The organism is Pseudomonas sp. Irchel s3b2 (assembly GCF_900187445.1).
Classification (GTDB): Bacteria; Pseudomonadota; Gammaproteobacteria; order Pseudomonadales; family Pseudomonadaceae; genus Aquipseudomonas.
This window is the reverse complement of record NZ_FYEB01000003.1, coordinates 302,956-320,670: the sequence shown is the minus strand read 5'-3', so window position 1 is coordinate 320,670 and position 17,715 is coordinate 302,956. Positions and strand designations below refer to the sequence as shown.

The following is a 17,715-nucleotide window of genomic DNA, read 5'->3' as shown; positions in this document are numbered from 1 at the left end:
CTCTGGAGTGTAGATAAAGCCTGTTACACCTTCATCTGCTATTAAGGTGGCTGCTCGCGATGAACGATAACGCGGTCCAACTGCCGTTCAAACACCGGCCGCCTTCAACCGCGCTGCATGCTCGACAAACAACCGCACCGGCTCTGCGCCCTTGCCCACCAACCCCAGTGACTGGTTGACGATATCGAAGTGATCCATCGGGTATTCATCGCCGATCACCGTCCCCAAATGCGAGCTGTAACGCCCGACCATCCCGTCGCAATGCCCCGCTTCGCGCACGAACGTCCTGGCAAACAACCGGCAACTGCGATTGGTCCCGTCGAACAGGTTGCAGCCGCGATCGGTCTTGCCCGGCTGCAAGGTTCCGGACCATGAGTAATAGCGCACGCCATTGACCACTTCCGGGCCGTGGCCGCCCCAGGTGTCAGGCAGGCCCTGTGGATAACGCTGATTGAACAGCGCCACGCCCGCCGTGGTCAGGGATTGGTGCGAAGCCGGGATATCCACCGGCAGCCTCGGCCCGCGATAGCCGGTTTCCAGCAGGCACATCAGCGCGCTGATCAGCCACAGTAAAAAGCTCAGTAGCCGGCCCTTGGCGCTGTCAGCGGGATAATGAGTATGCAGATAGTCCGCCAGCTCCGAGCCGTGATTGGGCCCGGCCACCGAAGTCACTGAAGCCACCCGGTCCGGGCGTTTTGCCGCAGCGTAACGGGCAGTCAGCGAGCCTTGGCTGTGGCCGATCAAGTTGACCTTCTCGGCCCCGGTGTTGCGCAAAATTTCCTCGATCCGCGCCAGCAATTGCTCGCCGCGTACCTCGGTGGAATTGAGCGGCGAGACCTGCACCGCAATCACGGTCGCCCCATCCCGGCGCAACGTCGAAATGATTCCGTACCAATAGGGATAGAGCAGCAGACGGATAAACCCGAGCATTCCCGGGACCAGCACCAACGGATAACGCGTGGCAGAGCCTTGCGACATGGATGAACAATCCTTGTGATCGGTGAGATGAAGCAAGTTTGGATGCAAGGCGTCAGCCAAGCATCGCCACCCAAAATGACAACTCAACGACCAGTCTATGACATCGCTTATTTCAACCCCACCACGCCCGCCACAATCAGCCCGACCGATACCAGCTTGAGCGCGGTCAGGCTTTCACCGAGCAGCGCAAAGCCGAGAAACACCGTACCCAGTGAACCGATAGCCGTCCAGATCGGATAGGCGATGCTCACCGGCAATTCGCGCAGGGCCAGGGTCAGGAAGTAGATCCCGCCCACGGCCGCCACCCCTGTAATCACTGACGGCCAGAGCCGGGTGAAGCCTTCGGCGTACTTCATGCCCATGGCGAAGGTGACCTCGAACCCGGCGGCGATCAGCAAGAACAGCCAGGCCATCTAGAACTCCCTGGCCAGCGCCAGTAAACGCTGCTCGGCCTCGGCCACGGAAACCTGGAAGGTGCGCTCGGCGGATTCTTCGCCTTCGGCGGCGACCACCGTGACGTCGGTGATGCCGATGAACCCCAGCGCCGTGCGCAGCAATGGATCGGCATGGTTCATTGCTTCCAGTTCGCCACCGGGGCCGAAGCCGAACCCGCCGCGACTGGTGACGATCAACGCCTTCTTGCCCCGCAATAGCGGTTCGTACTGCGCGATGCCGTTGTCCAGTGAGTGGTTGAATGTCAGCCCGAGACGCACAATCTGGTCAATCCAGGCCTTGAGACCGCTGGGCACGCTGAAGTTGTACATCGGGGTAGAGATCACTAACAGATCGTGGCCGAGCAACTCCCCCACCAACTCATCGCTGAGGGCCAGATCGGCCTGCATTGACAGCGATCGTGCTTCAGGCTCCGGATGAAAAGCGGCGGCCACAAAGGCTTCGTTGACCGCTGGAATCGACGTCCGACCGACTTCACGTCGGGTCAGTGCCGACTGCGGGTTGCGGACCTGCCAGGCGGAAAGAAACACCTCGGCCAAACGCCGCGAATGTGAACGTTCACCGCGGGGACTGGCATGTATGGCAAGAATTTTACTCATCTCTATCTCCTGAAGACTAAACTCAAACTGCGTGTGACTTGCAGCTTGAAGCTTGTAGCTGCTGTTCCTCAAATGAACAAAAATCAGTCTGGATGAATCCATTTCATCCGTGGAGTTTAAGAAAAATGTTTGCCTCGTTGCCGCTGACCGCCCTGCGCGCCTTCGAATCCGCCTCGCGCCTGTTGAGTTTCAAGGCCGCCGCCGAAGAGCTCTCTGTGACGCCGACGGCGGTCTCGCACCAGATCCGCTCCCTGGAAAACTGGCTCGGCGTGCCGTTGTTCGAACGACTGCCACGGCAGGTGCGCCTTACCGAGTGCGGCGAACGGCTGTTCCGCAGCCTGCACGGTGCCCTGCTGGAAGTGGCGCAGAGCGTCGATACCTTGCGCCCGCAACGCAGTGGCACGAGCTTGACGATTTCCACCACCGCCGCCTTCGCCGCCCTCTGGCTGGTGCCGCGGCTGGGACGGTTTTACGCCCGCCATCCAAACATCAGCCTGCGCCTGGATACCCACTGCGAAGTCATCGATTTGCATCAGGACGCCAGCGTCGATCTGGTGGTGCGTTACAGCCTCGACGATTACCCGAACCTGTATGGTTTGTGCCTGTTCGATGAATCCTTTGGGGTCTATGGCTCGCCTGAACAAGTGGCCTTGGCGCCCAATCGGGTACCGACGCTGATCAGCTTGCGTTGGCACAACTCCAAGCTGTACGCCCATGGCTGGGAGGCCTGGTGCGCGCAGGCCAGCGAAACCTGGCTCGCCGGGCAACCGGCGGTGCGCGAATACGACGAAGAGCATTACGCCCTGCAAGCCGCCATCGCCGGGCAAGGCCTGGTGCTGGCGAGCAATATTCTGGTGTCGGAAAGTGTGGCCAGCGGCTTGCTGCTGCCTTATCGGGGGGACATTCAGGTCGACGGGGCCGGATACAGCGCGCTGTGCGTACCGGGCCGTGAACGGCATCCGCCGGTGCGGGCGTTTTTTGCGTGGTTGCAAGAGGAGGCGCTGCTGTCCGGGCATGCCCTGGTACCAGTCAGTTAGGGCTTGATCGCCTCAAGCCATGTCGGCGATTGGCAAATTACATAAAACTTTTCAGCGCGCTCATCACTCACAACCTGGTAGCGATCACTTCTACAGAGAGTGACGCAAACCGGATCAGCCTCCAGGAGACCGAGATGAGTGACATGCATTTGTCTGATGTAACCACCCTTCGCGAACGGGCTCGCCACAACGTCGAGAACGGCGCCGTGACCGAGGGCTACGGCGCCGACCGCGAAGAAGTGCTGCGCCTGCTCAACGAATCGCTGGCTACCGAGCTAGTCTGCGTATTGCGCTACAAGCGTCACTACTTCATGGCCAACGGCCTGAAAGCCCAGGTCGCCGCCGCCGAGTTCCTCCAACACGCGACCGAAGAAGCCCAACACGCCGACCGACTGGCCGAGCGCATTGTGCAATTGGGCGGCGAGCCAGAGTTCAACCCTGACCTGCTGTCGAAGATGTCCCACGCCCAATACGTGGCCGGTAATACGCTCAAAGAGATGGTCTTCGAAGACCTGGTTGCCGAACGCATCGCCATCGACAGCTACCGCGAGATCATCCAGTACATCGGTGAAAAAGACTCGACCACCCGGCGCATCTTCGAAGACATCCTGGCCCAGGAAGAAGAGCATGCCGATGATATGGCTGACCTTCTGAAAGACCTGTAACAATACCTGGCCTTATTGCACTAACACTGCAACAAGGCCACCTTCCATTACCAACCAACAATAAACACCACTTCAACAAAAGTTCAAAATGCGCACTTAGTTACAATCACTCGCTAGACGCCACACGTCAGTTCTTTATATTTAGCCCTCAGACAGAAAGTCTGATCCAACCAATAAAGGACTGTAGTTATGCATATCGAAGAACGCCTTGAGTTCGTGGACTCTTTACCCGCCCTTCCAGCAGTAATAAAACCCCGAGCGTTTTCTCTGAACACCCCCGACACTCCAATTGACCCAAACAAAGAAAGCGGCACTGTCGGCCCGGAAATGATGAACATTTACATGCCGGGCGTTTCGGAGCAAAACCGGGAAGATGTCGACAATTGCAAGTTACTGGTACAGAACGCCGCCAGCCAACTGTACGACCCGATCAAAGAGCTTCACCAATGGTACACCTACTATGTCAACAGCCTGGCAAAACTCGGATGGGTAACTCAAGCCTTTCAGGTCAAAAACCAGACGATAAGGAACAGCGGGCTGACAATGGATGTATTGGCCGTTCATGTGCTGCAAGGGTTGGTGGGCGCCAACGCTCCAAAACTTGCAGCGTTGGCTGTCAAGGCTGTAGAAGGTGTCAAAAGCGATCAAGGCCTGATTAATATCTACAACCGCAAGTCTAACGTCGGATCCGATGCCAAGTTTGATATGTCCCCGGTATGGCAGACACCGCAGGGCTCACCGATGATGGTCCTCAACTGCAATACGTTGAATGTCAGTGAGAGTACTCGAGGTATTCTTTTCTGGAAATCGACATCTCAATCGACAACTATCAGAACGGCAGCACAGACTTCCTACTTGAATCTGGCTGTCTATGACCGAGTTCGTTATTCGGTTCTGGATAAGCTCGGCCAGGCGGCCGAAGATTACCTTGACGGCATTCCAGGCTTCCAGTAATCCAAAAATCCTTTAACTACTAAGGGTTCGTGATACCTCACGAGCCCTTTAAAAACAAAATCAAAACACGTGAGAACACTGATGCTTTACAGCACACCGGATACTTATATCGTTGATGGAACCATCACCATTTTTCTCGGCTCGCACTCGGAAACTTTCAAACAGGACATCCTGTACTCCAGCTTGCTGGGGCACTTGACCTCGAATTCCCACAGCATTGCTTCCAACACTTGGATGAGTACATACAAGAAAACCTTGGGCACTCTATTCTGGGTGACTAAAAGCACAGCAACACAACTAATTAAAAAACAATCAGCGAGCATTCTAAAATTCGCCGAGCCTACGTTATCCGCTCATCTATCGACTGCGGAACTCAAAGAACTGACCGTCGCCCTTGGCATTATAAAAAACTTTCCAAAAAACTCCGACGCTATCGCCGCCCTATTGAACAGAATTCAACTCGACAATGACAGTCAGCCATCCATCACCACGGTATGCCCCTTACTGACTGTCATCAGTGCAAACAAGACAGTGATTTCATTTCGCCTGGTGTTCGATACGAGCCACCCGGTTGACCTTGCCATTCTTGACGAAGAACTCTCTCAAAAAGTAGTGCTCAATGGGCCTCAGACCACCCAATGGTTAACGTATCTGGCAGAAGACAAATACGCTTCCATGCGCAATAAAATAATCGAAAAGCTGGGAAGCAAAATCCAAACCAATCTGTATCACCTTACGCCTCCCGAAGATGCAGACATTCGGAATGTATGACCTTTGATGGCACATTATCGGGCCTTTGCCGGCCGATAGCGTGCTCACTAAAAAGGTTGCATCCGTCAATCTTTGACCGTCCTTGGCGCCTTGCCCGCCTTCATCTGCTCCAGCAGCGGCGCACACTGATTCGGCTCCCCACCGCTGGGCGCTATCAGCGCCAGCAAGCCCGCCGCTGGCGCGGCAATCACCCCCAGCGCAACCATCCCGGCCCCCCGCATCATCAGCGGCACCGGTTTGACCCCCGCATCCGGCTTGATGAACTTGCCCCGCACATACAGCGGCGAACGCAGTGAAATCAAGCGCCAGCCCTTGGATTCCGGGGAGATGGTCAGGTCCAGTTGCTCAGTCGCCATGTTTGCCGTGCCGTCGACGTAGACGATCGCGGTCTCGGTATCGAAGACGAACAGCCGCGTGGTCGCCAGGCCGGCCTTGATGTCGAAGTCGGCCGCCGCGCAGTTGATCTTCACCTCCCTGTCGCCAAAAATCTTGCCGACCACGTAGTTGCCGACGTTGAGCCCCGCCAGCTCCATCAACTCACGACTGATAGCGCCGTCATTGATCAGCATCTTCAAATTGCCGTCGGCAGTGCCCAGCAGTTTGGCCACCGAGTTGCCTCGGCCGGTCAGTTCGGCGTCGCCATTAAGCTCACCGAAACTGGTTTTCATCCGCTCCAAGGTGGGGAACAGCTGCTTGAGTTTGAACTTGCGCGCCGTCAGTTTGGCCTGGCCTTCCAAAGGCTCGGTGCGCCCGTTCAGACGAATCTGCGCATCCAGATTGCCGCCCGCCACGCCGAAACGCAGGGGCTCGAGGCTGAGCACGCCATCGGTCAGCACCACATGGGTGTAGAGATCGTTGAACGGCAGTTTTGCGCTGTGGACGATGCGTTTACCGGTGAATTCCACATCAGCGTCCATGTCGCGCCAGCGTTCAGTCCTGAACTCCTCGACCGGTAGCAGCTTGTCCGTCGGCTGCTTGCTTTCACCGCCACGGGCCTTTTGCTTGGCATTGGAGTCGGCGCCGATCAGCGGAGCCAGGTCGGTAAACAACAGTTGATTGGACTCCAGCGCCCCGCTGAGCTTGGGCCTCGGCTGGCTCGCTACGTAGGTCAGGTTGCCATGGATGTCACTCTCGCCGATCGTGCCGTTGAAGTTCTCATAGCGGTACACCGCTCCACCCGGTTCCTGCAACTTGGCGATCAAGTGCCCGTCGGTGGCATACGGCGGGGTATCCGGCAGGGTCACGCCGATCAGCGGATAGAGATTGCCCAGGCTGGCACCGGCCAGTTTCAGGCGCAAATCCAGAGCGCCGAGATTCAACGGATCGGTGAGCGTACCGGCCAGCTCGACGCTGGTGTCGGCGATCTTCATTTGCGCCTGAAGCGGGAACGGCCTGGTGGCGTCCTGTAATGCCAGCAGGCCACCCACCTTGCCTTGGCCGGCGAGATTCTGGCCGTGGTATTGGCCTTTGACCTTCAACGCAAACGAGTAATCCTGTGGCGAACCACCCTTTTCAACTGCGGTTTTCGCCGCTTTGTCGCCGACGATGTCGCTGAATGGAATCGGCTTGCCCAACGGATCGATGAGCAGATCAAGCTGAGTCTTCAGCTTCTGGTCGTCGAGCGTGACATGGCCCTTGTCGAAGCCGATGGCACCGATGTCCAGCACCCAGTTCGAAGGCTCGGCGTCCGGGTCTTTGGGGTCGAACTTGAACGTCCAGTTGGCACGGCCGTCGGCCAGGCGCTGCAGCTCGGCATTGGGTTCGCTCAAGTCGATACGCGGGATCACCACCCGCTGCGCCAGTAGAGCCAACGGCGAAATACGCAGTTCGACGCGTTTAAGGGTGGCCATCTTCGGTTGCTTCGACCAGTCCGGGTTACCCAGGCTGAGATCCTCAGCCACCACATGCGGCCACGGCACCCAGGCCCGCCAGCCACCCTCTTCGGGCTCGCGCTGCCAGATCACAGCAAGGTTGCCATTGATGGCGAACGGACGGTGCAGTTCTTCGGATACTTTGGCGTTCAGGGGCGGTTTGATCCGGTTCCAATCGAAGAACGCGATGATCAGCACCAGGACGGCCAGCAGGACAACGAGGCTGGCGAAGGTCCAGGCAAGAATTTTACGAGTGCGCATCATTGCACAGGACTCCTGAATACGACTGAGCGCCCTGACCGCGACGCACTGATGAAACGTTAGGCCAGAACCGGCCTGCCATGAAATCTAGGACTGGGAAATGGCATGCAGGTTTAACCGAATAGCCGTTTAACACTCAAATAATCGGTCGTGGCCACACTGCTCCCTCATCCGGCGTTACTGGCTCCGCACTTTCGTGCGGCATGAGTGGGGCGAAAATACCCACCTCAGTGCAAAAACGGTCGCTGGAAATGCCCGTTCTAGAGCGTCTCGGCGAAACAATCAATTCCGTTGATTATTACCATTGCGTTTATGAACTTTTATATCGACTTCTCGAGAGTAGCATTGCCCTCGTACCCACTTTATCGCCCTCCCAAGGAGCAACCCATCATGAAACGCGAATTACTGCTTAGCCTGACCCTCTCGATGTTAGCCAGCACCGCTTTTGCTTTGCCGGCCGCTGATCAGGCCACTCCACAAGTCAAAGACAGCCACTCGGTGTTCAGCCAGACCGTTGCCGCTGATGGTTCCGACCGCACTCCACAAGGTCAGACCCTCGCCGAAGGGGGCAATGATCGCCTGAAAGAAAAAGGCCTGATCACTCAAGATGGCTCGGATCGCACGCCACAAGGTCAAACTCTTGCCGCTGACGGTTCCGCCCGTACTCCACAGGGCCAAACCCTGGCCGCTGACGGTACCGATCGCACTCCACAAGGCCAGACCCTGGCTGCCGACGGTTCCGATCGCACTCCACAAGGCCAAACCCTGGCTGAAGGTGGTGGTGACCGTGTGATCGAACGCAACAGCGCGGTGAGCTAAGCCTATGGCGGCCCCGAAAAAAAGCCCAATCCCCGTATTGGGCTTTTGACTTTATAGAAGCCAATTTCCCCGCATGATCCTCGATACTCGTTCGACGTCAGCGAAGCCGATTTGTTAGAGTGCGCCGCTGTCCCTGTCCAGAAAACACCCTTGCGATGCTGCCCCGCGCCGAACAGAAACAACAGACCCGCAACGCCCTGATGGACGCTGCCCGCCACCTGATGGAAAGCGGCCGAGGATTCGGCAGCCTGAGCCTGCGCGAAGTGACCAGAACCGCTGGGATCGTACCCACCGGTTTCTACCGGCATTTCGCCGACATGGATGAACTGGGCCTGGTACTGGTCAGCGAAGTCGGTCAGACCTTCCGTGAAACCATCCGGCTGGTGCGCCATAACGAGTTCGTCATGGGCGGCATCATTGACGCCTCGGTGCGGATCTTTCTCGATGTGGTCACCGCCAATCGCTCGCAATTCCTGTTTCTTGCCCGCGAGCAGTATGGCGGTTCGCTGCCGGTGCGCCAGGCCATTGGCCGCTTGCGCGAAGACATCAGCTCGGACCTGGCGGCGGACTTGTCACTGATGCCGAAACTGCAACACCTGGATATCGCAGGGTTGAGCGTCATGGCTGATCTGATCGTCAAAAGCGTGTTCGCAACATTACCGGACATCATCGATCCGCCGGCTGAAGCGTTGCCGGAGCATCTGACGCCACAGGCGAAAATCACGCAACAGTTGCGCTTCATCTTCATAGGCCTAAAACACTGGCAAGGCCTCGGCAGCACCGAATAACGCCCTTTGTAGGAACGAGCTTGCTCGCGAAGGCGGCGACATCTTCGACATTCATTTGACAGACAAACCGCTTTCGCGAGCAAGCTCGCGCCTACAATGATGCACACAGCATCATCTTGGTGCGCACCGCAAAGTAGCGCACCAACTTCATCCAAAATATTCACGCCAAAGCAACCCGCCCTACGCTCCGACAGGCATTTCCTACACCTCCCCTGATTGGCAAGCCCCTTGCTCTATCCTTGAGCATTGCCCATTGCTGGAAGCCTTCCGATGCTGGTGATTCATCGCAGAATCGACCCTCAACCCGTCTGGGCCGCCGAGTTGCACCTGACTTTCGAAGCCCGGAGCAAAAGCCGCTTGCGCTGTTTCAGTGCCGAGGGTGAAGACGTCGGGTTGTTTTTGGAGCGCGGTCAGCCGCCGCTGTATGACGGCGAATGCCTGCAAGCCGAAGACGGGCGCATCGTTCGTATCTGCGCTCGCCCGGAACAATTGCTGCACGTCACCTGCGCCAACGCCTTCGAACTGACCCGCGCCGCCTATCACCTGGGCAACCGCCATGTAGCTCTGCAGGTCGGCGATGGCTGGCTGCGCCTGCTCGACGATTACGTGCTCAAGGCCATGCTCGAACAGCTTGATGCCAAGGTCGAGAACATCGAAGCGCCGTTCCAGCCGGAACACGGTGCTTACGGCGGCGGCCATCACCATTCACGGCACGGTGATGAAGATTTCAACTACCCGCCGAAACTGCACCAGTTCGGCGTGCGCTTATGAACCCAGCCTGGGCGCTGCTGCGTCTGGCCAGTCCACAGCTGCCGATTGGCGGCTACAGCTATTCCCAGGGTTTGGAGATGGCGGTGGATAACGGCCGCGTGAACGATTCCGATAGCGCCCGGCGCTGGATCAGCGATCAGTTGCTGCTCAATCTCGCCCGTTTCGAAGCACCGCTGCTGCTCGCCCATTGCATCGCCGCGGCCGAAGAAAACTGGGCCGAACTGCTGCAACGCTGCGAAGAGCATCGCGCCAGCCGCGAAACCCGCGAGCTGCATCAGGAAAGTCGGCAGATGGGTTATTCGCTGAAGCAACTGCTCAACGGTTTACCCGAACTGGATGCGCCAGCCCGAGCCTTTCTCGACCAATGCCCTGAACCACACCTGGCCCTTGGCTGGGCGCTGGCGGCACGCGCCTGGCAGATAAGCCCGCAAGATGCGCTGGCCGCCTGGCTCTGGAGCTGGCTGGAAAACCAATTGGCAGTGCTGATGAAAACCCTGCCTCTGGGCCAGCAAGCCGCCCAACGCCTGACCAGCGAGCTGTTGCCATTGCTGCAACAGGCGCAGCAAGCCGCCACCCGAATCAATCCCGAACATTCCGGCAGCGCCGCATTCGGCCTGTCCCTGGCGTGCATGGCCCATGAGCGCCAGTACAGCCGCCTGTTCCGTTCCTAGGGCCTTTTACTTTGGAGAATCACATGAACGCACAACCTCTGCGCGTCGGCATCGGCGGCCCGGTCGGCTCCGGCAAAACCGCCCTGACCCTGGCCCTGTGCCTGGCCCTGCGTGACCGCTATAACCTCGCCGTCGTGACCAACGACATCTATACCCGCGAAGATGCTGACTTTTTGGTGCGTAACGAAGCCCTGGCACCCGAGCGGATCATCGGCGTGGAAACCGGCGGCTGCCCGCACACGGCGATCCGCGAAGACGCCTCGATCAATCTGGAAGCCGTGGATCAACTGAACCGGCGTTTCCCGGGGCTGGACCTGATTCTGGTGGAGTCCGGTGGCGACAATCTCTCGGCGACCTTCAGCCCGGAACTGTCGGACCTGACTATCTACGTGATCGACGTTTCGGCCGGCGACAAACTGCCGCGCAAAGGCGGGCCGGGGATCTGCAAATCCGATTTGCTGGTGATCAACAAAATCGATCTGGCGCCGCTGGTAGGCGCCTCTCTGGAGATGATGGACCGCGACACCCAGCGCATGCGCAACGGCAAACCATTCGTCTTCAGCAATCAGAAAACCGGTCAGGGCCTGGAAGCCATCATCGCCTTCATCGAGCGCCAGGGCTTGCTGACGGCGGCCTGATCACACTTATCAACAAGGAAGCTTATCCATGACACTGAAACGCATTCTGGGCGCCATGGCCCTGCTGTTGACCCCGACCATCGCCTTCGCGCATCCGGGTCATGGCGACAATGGCTTGATGGCCGGCATCAGCCACCCGATCGGTGGCCTCGATCACTTGCTGGCGATGATTGCCGTGGGGTTATGGGCTGCGCAGCAGAAAGGTGCCGCACGCTGGGCGCTGCCATGCACATTCGTCGGCACTATGCTGATCGGCGGGCTGCTGGGTCTTGAAGGATTGAACCTGCCAGCGCTGGAAAGCGGGATTGCGGCATCGGTATTGGCGTTGGGCCTGGCGGTAGCTTTGGCGGTGCGTCCGCCGTTGAGTCTGGCAGTGGCTGCGACCGCGTTGTTTGCGCTGTTTCATGGCGTGGCGCATGGTCTGGAATTGCCCGAGATGTCGAGCCCTTGGGCGTATGCGGCGGGGTTTGTGGTGGCGACGGCTGCGTTGCATGGGTTGGGTTATGCGGTGGTTCGAGTGTTGCCTCAGGCGGCTGCGCCATTGGTTCGGCTGGCGGGTGCGGCTTCGGCGGCGACTGGGATCTGGTTGCTGGCGAGTTGATTCTCTAGTGTCTGAACGAGCCTCTTCGCGGGCAAGCCTCGCTCCTACAGGAGTTGTGTTGGATCGCGCTGTGCGGACAACGAATAACCTGTAGGAGCGAGGCTTGCCCGCGAAGGCGGCCTGACAGACACCGCGTCTCTCAGGCCTGCTAACATGTCGCGCAATTAACCCTGCCGTGACGACGCCAGCCAATGCCGCCTGTTTCCCGCTCTGCTTCCCAGCCTGAATTGACCGCCCTGTTCGCTTCGGTGCAACAACACTTCCAGGACGTAATCGTGCCGCTCTGGCAAGGCCCCGGCTGGAACGCCGACATGGCATTGCCTTACGAAGCGCTGGACGCCGAGCATCAGCCGCTGCCACCGCAGCGCTACCGGGCCATGGCTTGCGCGCGCCAGCTGTACCTGTTTTCCAGCCTGATCGGCCAAGTGCCTCTGGCCGAAGAACGTGCGGGGGCGCTGTTCCGTTCCTTGCAACGGCATTTTCACGATGCCGAGCATGGCGGCTGGTTCTACAGCATCGACCCGCAAGGTGCGCCGCTGGATCAACGCAAAGACCTCTACACCCACGCCTTCATCCTGTTCGCCTGCGCCCATTACTGGGACAAGGTTCGCGAACCGCTGGTGGAGTCGGTGCTCAACGCCACGCTGGAAGTATTGGCCCAGCGCTTCGCCACAGGCGACGGCCTGTATGACGCCAGCCTGGACCGTGATTGGTCTTCGCTCGACTCCGGGCCGCTGCAGAATCCATTGATGCATTTGGCCGAAGCCTTCCTCGCCATCCTTTCGGTGCGCGAGGACGTCGCTGTGCAGAGCGCGCTTATCGAGTTATGCACAGCCATGCAGAAGCGCTTCATCGACCCGCAACACGCGGTATTGATGGAAAAGCCGCTGGGCACTGTGGATAACTGGTTCGAGCCAGGCCATCAGTTCGAATGGTATTTCCTGCTGGAATCCTCACCGTTGCTGCGCGGCTCGCAACTGCATGCTTCGCTGGACCGTGCCTTTACGTTTACCGAGCAACTGGGCGTGGATCAGCAGACCGGGGCTGTGCGCGCAATGCTGGAACTGGACGACCATCTTCGTGATGCGACCCAACGCATCTGGGCCCAGGCCGAATACTTGCGAGCCCTGACTTTGCGCCCGAGTAGCGAAGCGTCCGTGCAGCGCCAATTACAGGCATTGCAACAGCGCTTTTTGCATGCGGGCGGCTGGTTTGAATGTCGCGATGAGCATGGCGAAGTGAGTCGCAAGGACATGCCTTCGACCACGCCTTATCACTTGGCGACCTGTTATCGCGGGTTGGTCGAGTATTTGCGCTGACTGGGCGATTGCTTTCGCGGGCAAGCCTCGCTCCTACAGGTTTTATGTTGAATCGCGATTCTGCGAACGACACATGACTTGTAGGAGCGAGGCTTGCCCGCGAATAGCCGTTACGCGGTCTTACGCCTTGGCATTACGCTCAATGGCAAACCCGCTCCAGGTCTGGCTCACCGGCATCAGCTCGAGGCTGTTGATGTTGATGTGGGCCGGTGCGTTGAGTACCCAGAAAATGGTCTCGGCGATGTCTTGCGGCTGGATCGGCTCGGCGCCTGCGTAGGTGGCGTTGTAACGTTCCTGGTCACCGGCGAAACGCACCAGCGAGAATTCGCTCTCGCACAGGCCCGGCTCGATGTTGCTGACCCGCACGCCCGTACCTTGCAGGTCGCAACGCAGGTTCAGAGAGAACTGTTTGACGAACGCCTTGCTCGCGCCATACACGTGGCTGCCCGGGTACGGGTAGTTGCCGGCGATGGAGCCGAGGTTGACGATGCTGGCGCCACGACCGTGGGCGATCAAACGCGGTAACAACAGGCGAGTGCTGTACATCAGGCCTTTGATGTTGGTATCGACCATGGTGTCCCAATCATCAAGATCGCACTTGGGGGCCGGGTCCACGCCCAAGGCCAGGCCGGCGTTGTTGATCAGCCCGCGCAGCTTGGCGAAGGACGGCGGCAGGTTGGCAATCGCCTCCTCCATGGCCTTGCGATCCCGTACGTCGAGCACCAGCCCATGGACCTCGGTCTGCTTCGACAATTCGGCGCACAGGGCATTGAGGCGTTCTTCACGACGACCTGTCAGCACCAGTTTCCAGCCGGCTTCGGCAAAACGACGGGCACAGGCTTCACCAAAACCGGAAGTTGCGCCGGTAATAAACAGGGTGTTGGACATCGTGTTCTCCTTGCTTCGGCTGATGACAGCCCTTGGAATAGAAAATCAGTTGCCAGCATGCCCGGCCTTGTCCACAGCGGCAACCATCGCAAAAAGCGTACAAAAAACGATCAACACCAGCAACGCCATATGCGCTGTGGCTTGCAGCCATGTACACGCACCTTATCCACAGGCCGGTCCACAGTTTCCGGGGGCAAGTGCAAAAGCTGCAAGCCGCTATCCACAAGGCTTTGCGGGCAGATTAGAAAGTTTTTTGCTTGACCCTTGGGTATCTGCTGTGTAGCCCCGGGCAATTTGCACGACCGGGCGGTTAAACCGACGATGGCGCCAAGCCAGTAACTACGGCCCTCAGCCGACTCTTTCCAGAGTTTAATCACAGACTTATCCACAGGCTTGTCCACCTCCATCTATACCGGGTTCACCCCGAACAAAAAGGTTGACAACGCCGGCTTGAGGTCCAGGAAAAACGCCTGATCAAAAAACAACCTCCCCTCTGCAAGCCACGGATTCAAAGGCTTGTAGCCAGCTACTCCCACGTTATTCACAGCCAGCTCCACAGCAAACGGGGACAAGTCAAAACCGTGACAAAACAGCAGTTTGCAGCGGCTTTATGTCGCGCTTTGAGAGGTCATGAATATTGTTTTCCACAATTTCCAAAAAGCACACGCCGCCCGCTCCCACACGGAATTGTTGGCGTTTTAGAGATGCAAAAAAGCCCCGGCGATTGCTCGTCGGGGCTTTGTTGTTTGCAGTGGATAACTCAGTGGCCGCCGAGGTAGGCGTTACGCACCTCATCGTTCACCAGTAGCTCCTTGCCGGTGCCGCTGAGGCGGATCTCGCCGTTGACCATCACGTACGCCCGGTCCGACAGCTTGAGGGCGTGGTTGGCGTTCTGCTCCACCAGGAAGATGGTCATGCCGGTGCTGGCCAATTCCCGCAGGGTCGCGAAGATCTGTTTCACCACAATCGGCGCCAGCCCCAGGCTCGGCTCATCGAGCAGTAAGAGCTTTGGCCGGCTCATGAGCGCCCGGGCGATGGCGAGCATTTGTTGCTCGCCGCCAGACATGGTCATGGCGCGTTGGGTACGCCGCTCTTCGAGCCGTGGAAACAACTCGAACATGCGTTGCATGTCTTCCTTGGCGTACTTGTCACCGATTGGAATCGTACCCATCAACAGGTTTTCCTCGACGGTCATGTCAGGGAACACCCGCCGGCCTTCCGGCGATTGAGCGATACCGTTGGATGCGATGTAGTGGGACGATTTGTGAGTGATATCCACACCCTGATAGATGATTTGCCCGTCAGCGGCCCGCGGCTGGCCGAAGATCGACATCAGCAGGGTCGATTTGCCGGCACCGTTGGAGCCGATCAGGCTGACGGTTTCACCTTCATTGATGTGCAACGAGACTTTCTTCAGGGCCTGAATCGGCCCATAGAATACGTCCAGATTCTTGAGTTCGAGGATGGGTGCACTCATACCACTTCCTCTTCTTCGGCGCCCAGGTAGGCGGCAATCACTTTCGGATCGTGTCGAATCGCTTCAGGCCCGCCCTCGGCGATGACAACGCCGTGGTCCAGCACCACGATGTGGTCGGAAATACTCATTACCATGCCCATGTCGTGTTCGATCAGCACCACGGTCAGATCATGCTCGTCGCGCAGCAGCCGGATCATCGCGCTCAGCGCTTCGGTTTCCTGAGGGTTGAGGCCGGCGGCCGGCTCGTCGAGGCAGATGATCTGCGGCCGGGTACACATGGCCCGAGCGATTTCCAGACGGCGTTGTTGACCGTAGGACAGCTCACCGGCCAGGCGGTTGGCGCAATCCACCAGATCGACCACTTCCAGCCAATAAAACGCGTGGTCCAGCGCATCGCTTTCGGCCTTACGGTACCCCTTGGTGTTGAGGATGCCCGAAAGCAGATTGCGGTTGACCCACATGTGTTGGGCCACCAGCAGGTTTTCCAGCACCGACATTTCCCTGAACAGGCGAATGTTCTGGAAAGTCCGCGCCAGACCGGCACGGTTGATCAGGTGCGTGCCGCCGAACATCTTGTAGTGGAGCCGGCCGAGGAAACTTTTCGGCGAAATGAAATCGATGGCCTTAAACGGTTCCCCGAGCATTTTGATTACGTCGGTTTTCACGCCACGGGCGTTGAGTTCAATGTGCCCGCCGGACGCTTTATAAAACCCGGTCAGACAGTTGAACACTGTGGTCTTGCCTGCGCCGTTGGGGCCAATCAACGCGAAGATCGAGTTGCGTTTGACTTGCAGGCTGACGTTATTCAGGGCCTTGATGCCGCCGAAGTGCATCATCAGATTTTCGACCGAGAGAACGATTTCTTCGCTCATGGCGCCACTCCTTTACGTGGGGTCACACCGGTACGGCTGATCCGGATCAGGCCGCGCGGTCGCCAAATCATCATCAACACCATCAGGATGCCGAACAGCAGCACGCGATATTCAGCGAAGCCGCGCAGCAGTTCCGGGGCGACGGTCAGCACGAACGCCGCAATCACCACGCCGATGGTCGAGCCCATGCCGCCGAGTACCACGATGGCGAGGATCAGTGCCGATTCAAAGAAGGTGAACGAGGTCGGGTTGACGAAACCCTGATAGGTGGCGAAGAACACACCGGCCAGACCCGCCGTCGATGCACCAATGGTGAATGCCGACAGCTTGACCAGTACGTGATTCAGGCCCATGGAACGGCAGGCGATTTCGTCTTCACGCAAGGCTTCCCACGCGCGACCGACCGGCATGCGGGTCAAGCGATGCTTGATGTACAGCACGGCCAGAACCACCAGGAACAACACCGCGTAGATGAAGTAGTACTTCACGTCCGGGTTATAGGCGATGCCGAAGAACTCATGGAACGGGACGCCCCCCTCCTTCGCTCTTTTGCCGAACTCGAGGCCGAAGAAGGTCGGCAATGGAGCCGCCATACCGTTCGGGCCGCCGGTCAGGGACAGCCAGTTATTGAGGATCAACCGGATGATTTCACCAAAACCCAGGGTCACGATCGCCAGGTAGTCCCCGTGCAGACGCAGCACCGGGAAACCCAGGATGCAACCGGCCAACCCGGCCGTGATTGCCGCCAGTGGCAGCACCGTCCAGAAACCCAGCCCCAGGTATTGATAACCGAGCGCCAGCCCGTAGGCACCAATGGCGTAGAACGCCACGTAACCCAGGTCGAGCAGGCCGGCCAGGCCGACCACGATGTTCAGCCCCAGCCCCAACAGTACATAGATCAGCCCCAGGATGACCACGCCCAGCAGGTAAGAGTTGGAGAAAAACGGGAACACCACGGCGATGACAATCATCAGCGGGATGATCCAGCGCAAGCGGGATTTGTAATCGGGCGGCAATACATGAACCCCGGAACCGGTACTTTCAAAGCCCTCCAGAATGCTCAGGCCCTTGGGGGTTTGCAGGAACAGGCTCAAGGCAAAGCGGCCGGCCATGACAATGGCGACAATCCATGCCACCCGGGTCGCTTCCAGGTTGAAGCCGTAGCCGTCGAGGACTACGCCGACAATCGGGCCGAACACAATCAGGGCCACCAGGCCGGCAAGAATCGCGTCAACCAGGCTTCTTTTGAGATCAATGGTTTTTTTAGTGGTTGAAGACATCG

At 58.4% G+C, this 17,715-nt stretch carries 19 protein-coding genes; 11 read left to right on the top strand and 8 right to left on the bottom strand.

The window, feature by feature from the left end:
• Nucleotides 1-87: 87 nt before the first annotated feature.
• The 3 genes from CKW20_RS10970 to CKW20_RS10960 all read right to left on the bottom strand — a co-directional run bounded on the left by CKW20_RS10970 (nt 88) and on the right by CKW20_RS10960 (nt 2,030).
• Complete coding sequence (locus CKW20_RS10970) at nt 88-978, bottom strand: triacylglycerol lipase (protein ID WP_095052919.1); 891 nt, start codon at nt 976-978, stop codon at nt 88-90.
• A 107-nt stretch (nt 979-1,085) separates the two neighbouring features.
• Nucleotides 1,086-1,391, bottom strand: coding sequence for a multidrug efflux SMR transporter (locus CKW20_RS10965; RefSeq protein WP_095052918.1), 306 nt, complete (start codon nt 1,389-1,391; stop codon nt 1,086-1,088).
• Nucleotides 1,392-2,030 (bottom strand): FMN-dependent NADH-azoreductase, encoded by a 639-nt coding sequence (locus CKW20_RS10960; RefSeq protein WP_095052917.1) that lies wholly within the window; start codon nt 2,028-2,030, stop codon nt 1,392-1,394. It abuts the gene before it with no gap.
• A gap of 125 nt (nt 2,031-2,155) precedes the next feature.
• Here CKW20_RS10960 and CKW20_RS10955 point away from each other — a divergent pair, with 125 nt between their 5' ends.
• The 4 genes from CKW20_RS10955 (at nt 2,156) to CKW20_RS10940 (ending at nt 5,457) form a co-directional block, all read left to right on the top strand.
• On the top strand, nt 2,156-3,067 hold the full coding sequence (locus tag CKW20_RS10955; protein WP_095052916.1) for a LysR substrate-binding domain-containing protein: 912 nt from the start codon (nt 2,156-2,158) through the stop codon (nt 3,065-3,067).
• A gap of 134 nt (nt 3,068-3,201) precedes the next feature.
• Entirely contained in the window at nt 3,202-3,732 is a 531-nt protein-coding gene (locus CKW20_RS10950; RefSeq protein WP_095052915.1) for a bacterioferritin, read from the top strand.
• Between the two features lie 189 nt (nt 3,733-3,921).
• Nucleotides 3,922-4,686, top strand: a complete 765-nt coding sequence (locus tag CKW20_RS10945) for a hypothetical protein (protein WP_095052914.1) — start codon at nt 3,922-3,924, stop codon at nt 4,684-4,686.
• An 81-nt stretch (nt 4,687-4,767) separates the two neighbouring features.
• Nucleotides 4,768-5,457 (top strand): hypothetical protein, encoded by a 690-nt coding sequence (locus CKW20_RS10940; protein WP_095052913.1) that lies wholly within the window; start codon nt 4,768-4,770, stop codon nt 5,455-5,457.
• Nucleotides 5,458-5,522: 65 nt separating this feature from the next.
• Here the strand turns inward: CKW20_RS10940 and CKW20_RS10935 are convergent, their stop codons facing one another.
• Nucleotides 5,523-7,592 carry an AsmA family protein gene (locus CKW20_RS10935; protein ID WP_095052912.1) on the bottom strand — a complete coding sequence of 690 codons (2,070 nt, stop codon included), beginning with the start codon at nt 7,590-7,592 and terminating at the stop codon, nt 5,523-5,525.
• A 387-nt stretch (nt 7,593-7,979) separates the two neighbouring features.
• Here CKW20_RS10935 and CKW20_RS10930 point away from each other — a divergent pair, with 387 nt between their 5' ends.
• The 7 genes from CKW20_RS10930 (at nt 7,980) to CKW20_RS10900 (ending at nt 13,196) form a co-directional block, all read left to right on the top strand.
• Nucleotides 7,980-8,408, top strand: a complete 429-nt coding sequence (locus tag CKW20_RS10930; RefSeq protein ID WP_095052911.1) for a hypothetical protein — start codon at nt 7,980-7,982, stop codon at nt 8,406-8,408.
• A gap of 155 nt (nt 8,409-8,563) precedes the next feature.
• Nucleotides 8,564-9,196, top strand: a complete 633-nt coding sequence (locus tag CKW20_RS10925; RefSeq protein WP_008009759.1) for a TetR family transcriptional regulator — start codon at nt 8,564-8,566, stop codon at nt 9,194-9,196.
• Nucleotides 9,197-9,466: 270 nt separating this feature from the next.
• A complete protein-coding gene (ureE, locus tag CKW20_RS10920; RefSeq protein ID WP_095052910.1) occupies nt 9,467-9,967 on the top strand; it encodes an urease accessory protein UreE in 501 nt (166 codons plus the stop codon).
• Nucleotides 9,964-10,638, top strand: a complete 675-nt coding sequence (locus tag CKW20_RS10915; RefSeq protein WP_095052909.1) for an urease accessory protein UreF — start codon at nt 9,964-9,966, stop codon at nt 10,636-10,638. Before ureE ends, CKW20_RS10915 begins: the two co-directional genes overlap by 4 nt.
• Nucleotides 10,639-10,661: 23 nt before the next feature.
• Nucleotides 10,662-11,276 carry an urease accessory protein UreG gene (gene ureG / locus CKW20_RS10910; protein WP_095052908.1) on the top strand — a complete coding sequence of 205 codons (615 nt, stop codon included), beginning with the start codon at nt 10,662-10,664 and terminating at the stop codon, nt 11,274-11,276.
• Nucleotides 11,277-11,304: 28 nt separating this feature from the next.
• The gene (locus CKW20_RS10905; RefSeq protein ID WP_095052907.1) at nt 11,305-11,877 is read left to right on the top strand and encodes a HupE/UreJ family protein; all 573 of its coding nucleotides are present in this window, start codon (nt 11,305-11,307) and stop codon (nt 11,875-11,877) included.
• A gap of 191 nt (nt 11,878-12,068) precedes the next feature.
• Complete coding sequence (locus CKW20_RS10900; RefSeq protein ID WP_095052906.1) at nt 12,069-13,196, top strand: AGE family epimerase/isomerase; 1,128 nt, start codon at nt 12,069-12,071, stop codon at nt 13,194-13,196.
• Nucleotides 13,197-13,316: 120 nt separating this feature from the next.
• Here CKW20_RS10900 and CKW20_RS10895 read toward each other — a convergent pair whose 3' ends face one another.
• The 4 genes from CKW20_RS10895 to livM all read right to left on the bottom strand — a co-directional run bounded on the left by CKW20_RS10895 (nt 13,317) and on the right by livM (nt 17,713).
• Nucleotides 13,317-14,084 (bottom strand): SDR family oxidoreductase, encoded by a 768-nt coding sequence (locus tag CKW20_RS10895; RefSeq protein ID WP_095052905.1) that lies wholly within the window; start codon nt 14,082-14,084, stop codon nt 13,317-13,319.
• Nucleotides 14,085-14,844: 760 nt separating this feature from the next.
• The gene (locus tag CKW20_RS10885) at nt 14,845-15,561 is read right to left on the bottom strand and encodes an ABC transporter ATP-binding protein (protein ID WP_052965916.1); all 717 of its coding nucleotides are present in this window, start codon (nt 15,559-15,561) and stop codon (nt 14,845-14,847) included.
• Nucleotides 15,558-16,433: an ABC transporter ATP-binding protein gene (locus CKW20_RS10880; protein ID WP_095052904.1), complete on the bottom strand. Its 876-nt coding sequence runs from the start codon at nt 16,431-16,433 to the stop codon at nt 15,558-15,560. The genes CKW20_RS10885 and CKW20_RS10880 overlap by 4 nt, the downstream gene beginning before the upstream one ends.
• Nucleotides 16,430-17,713 carry a high-affinity branched-chain amino acid ABC transporter permease LivM gene (gene livM, locus CKW20_RS10875; protein WP_095052903.1) on the bottom strand — a complete coding sequence of 428 codons (1,284 nt, stop codon included), beginning with the start codon at nt 17,711-17,713 and terminating at the stop codon, nt 16,430-16,432. Before livM ends, CKW20_RS10880 begins: the two co-directional genes overlap by 4 nt.
• Between the last annotated feature and the right edge of the window lie 2 nt (nt 17,714-17,715).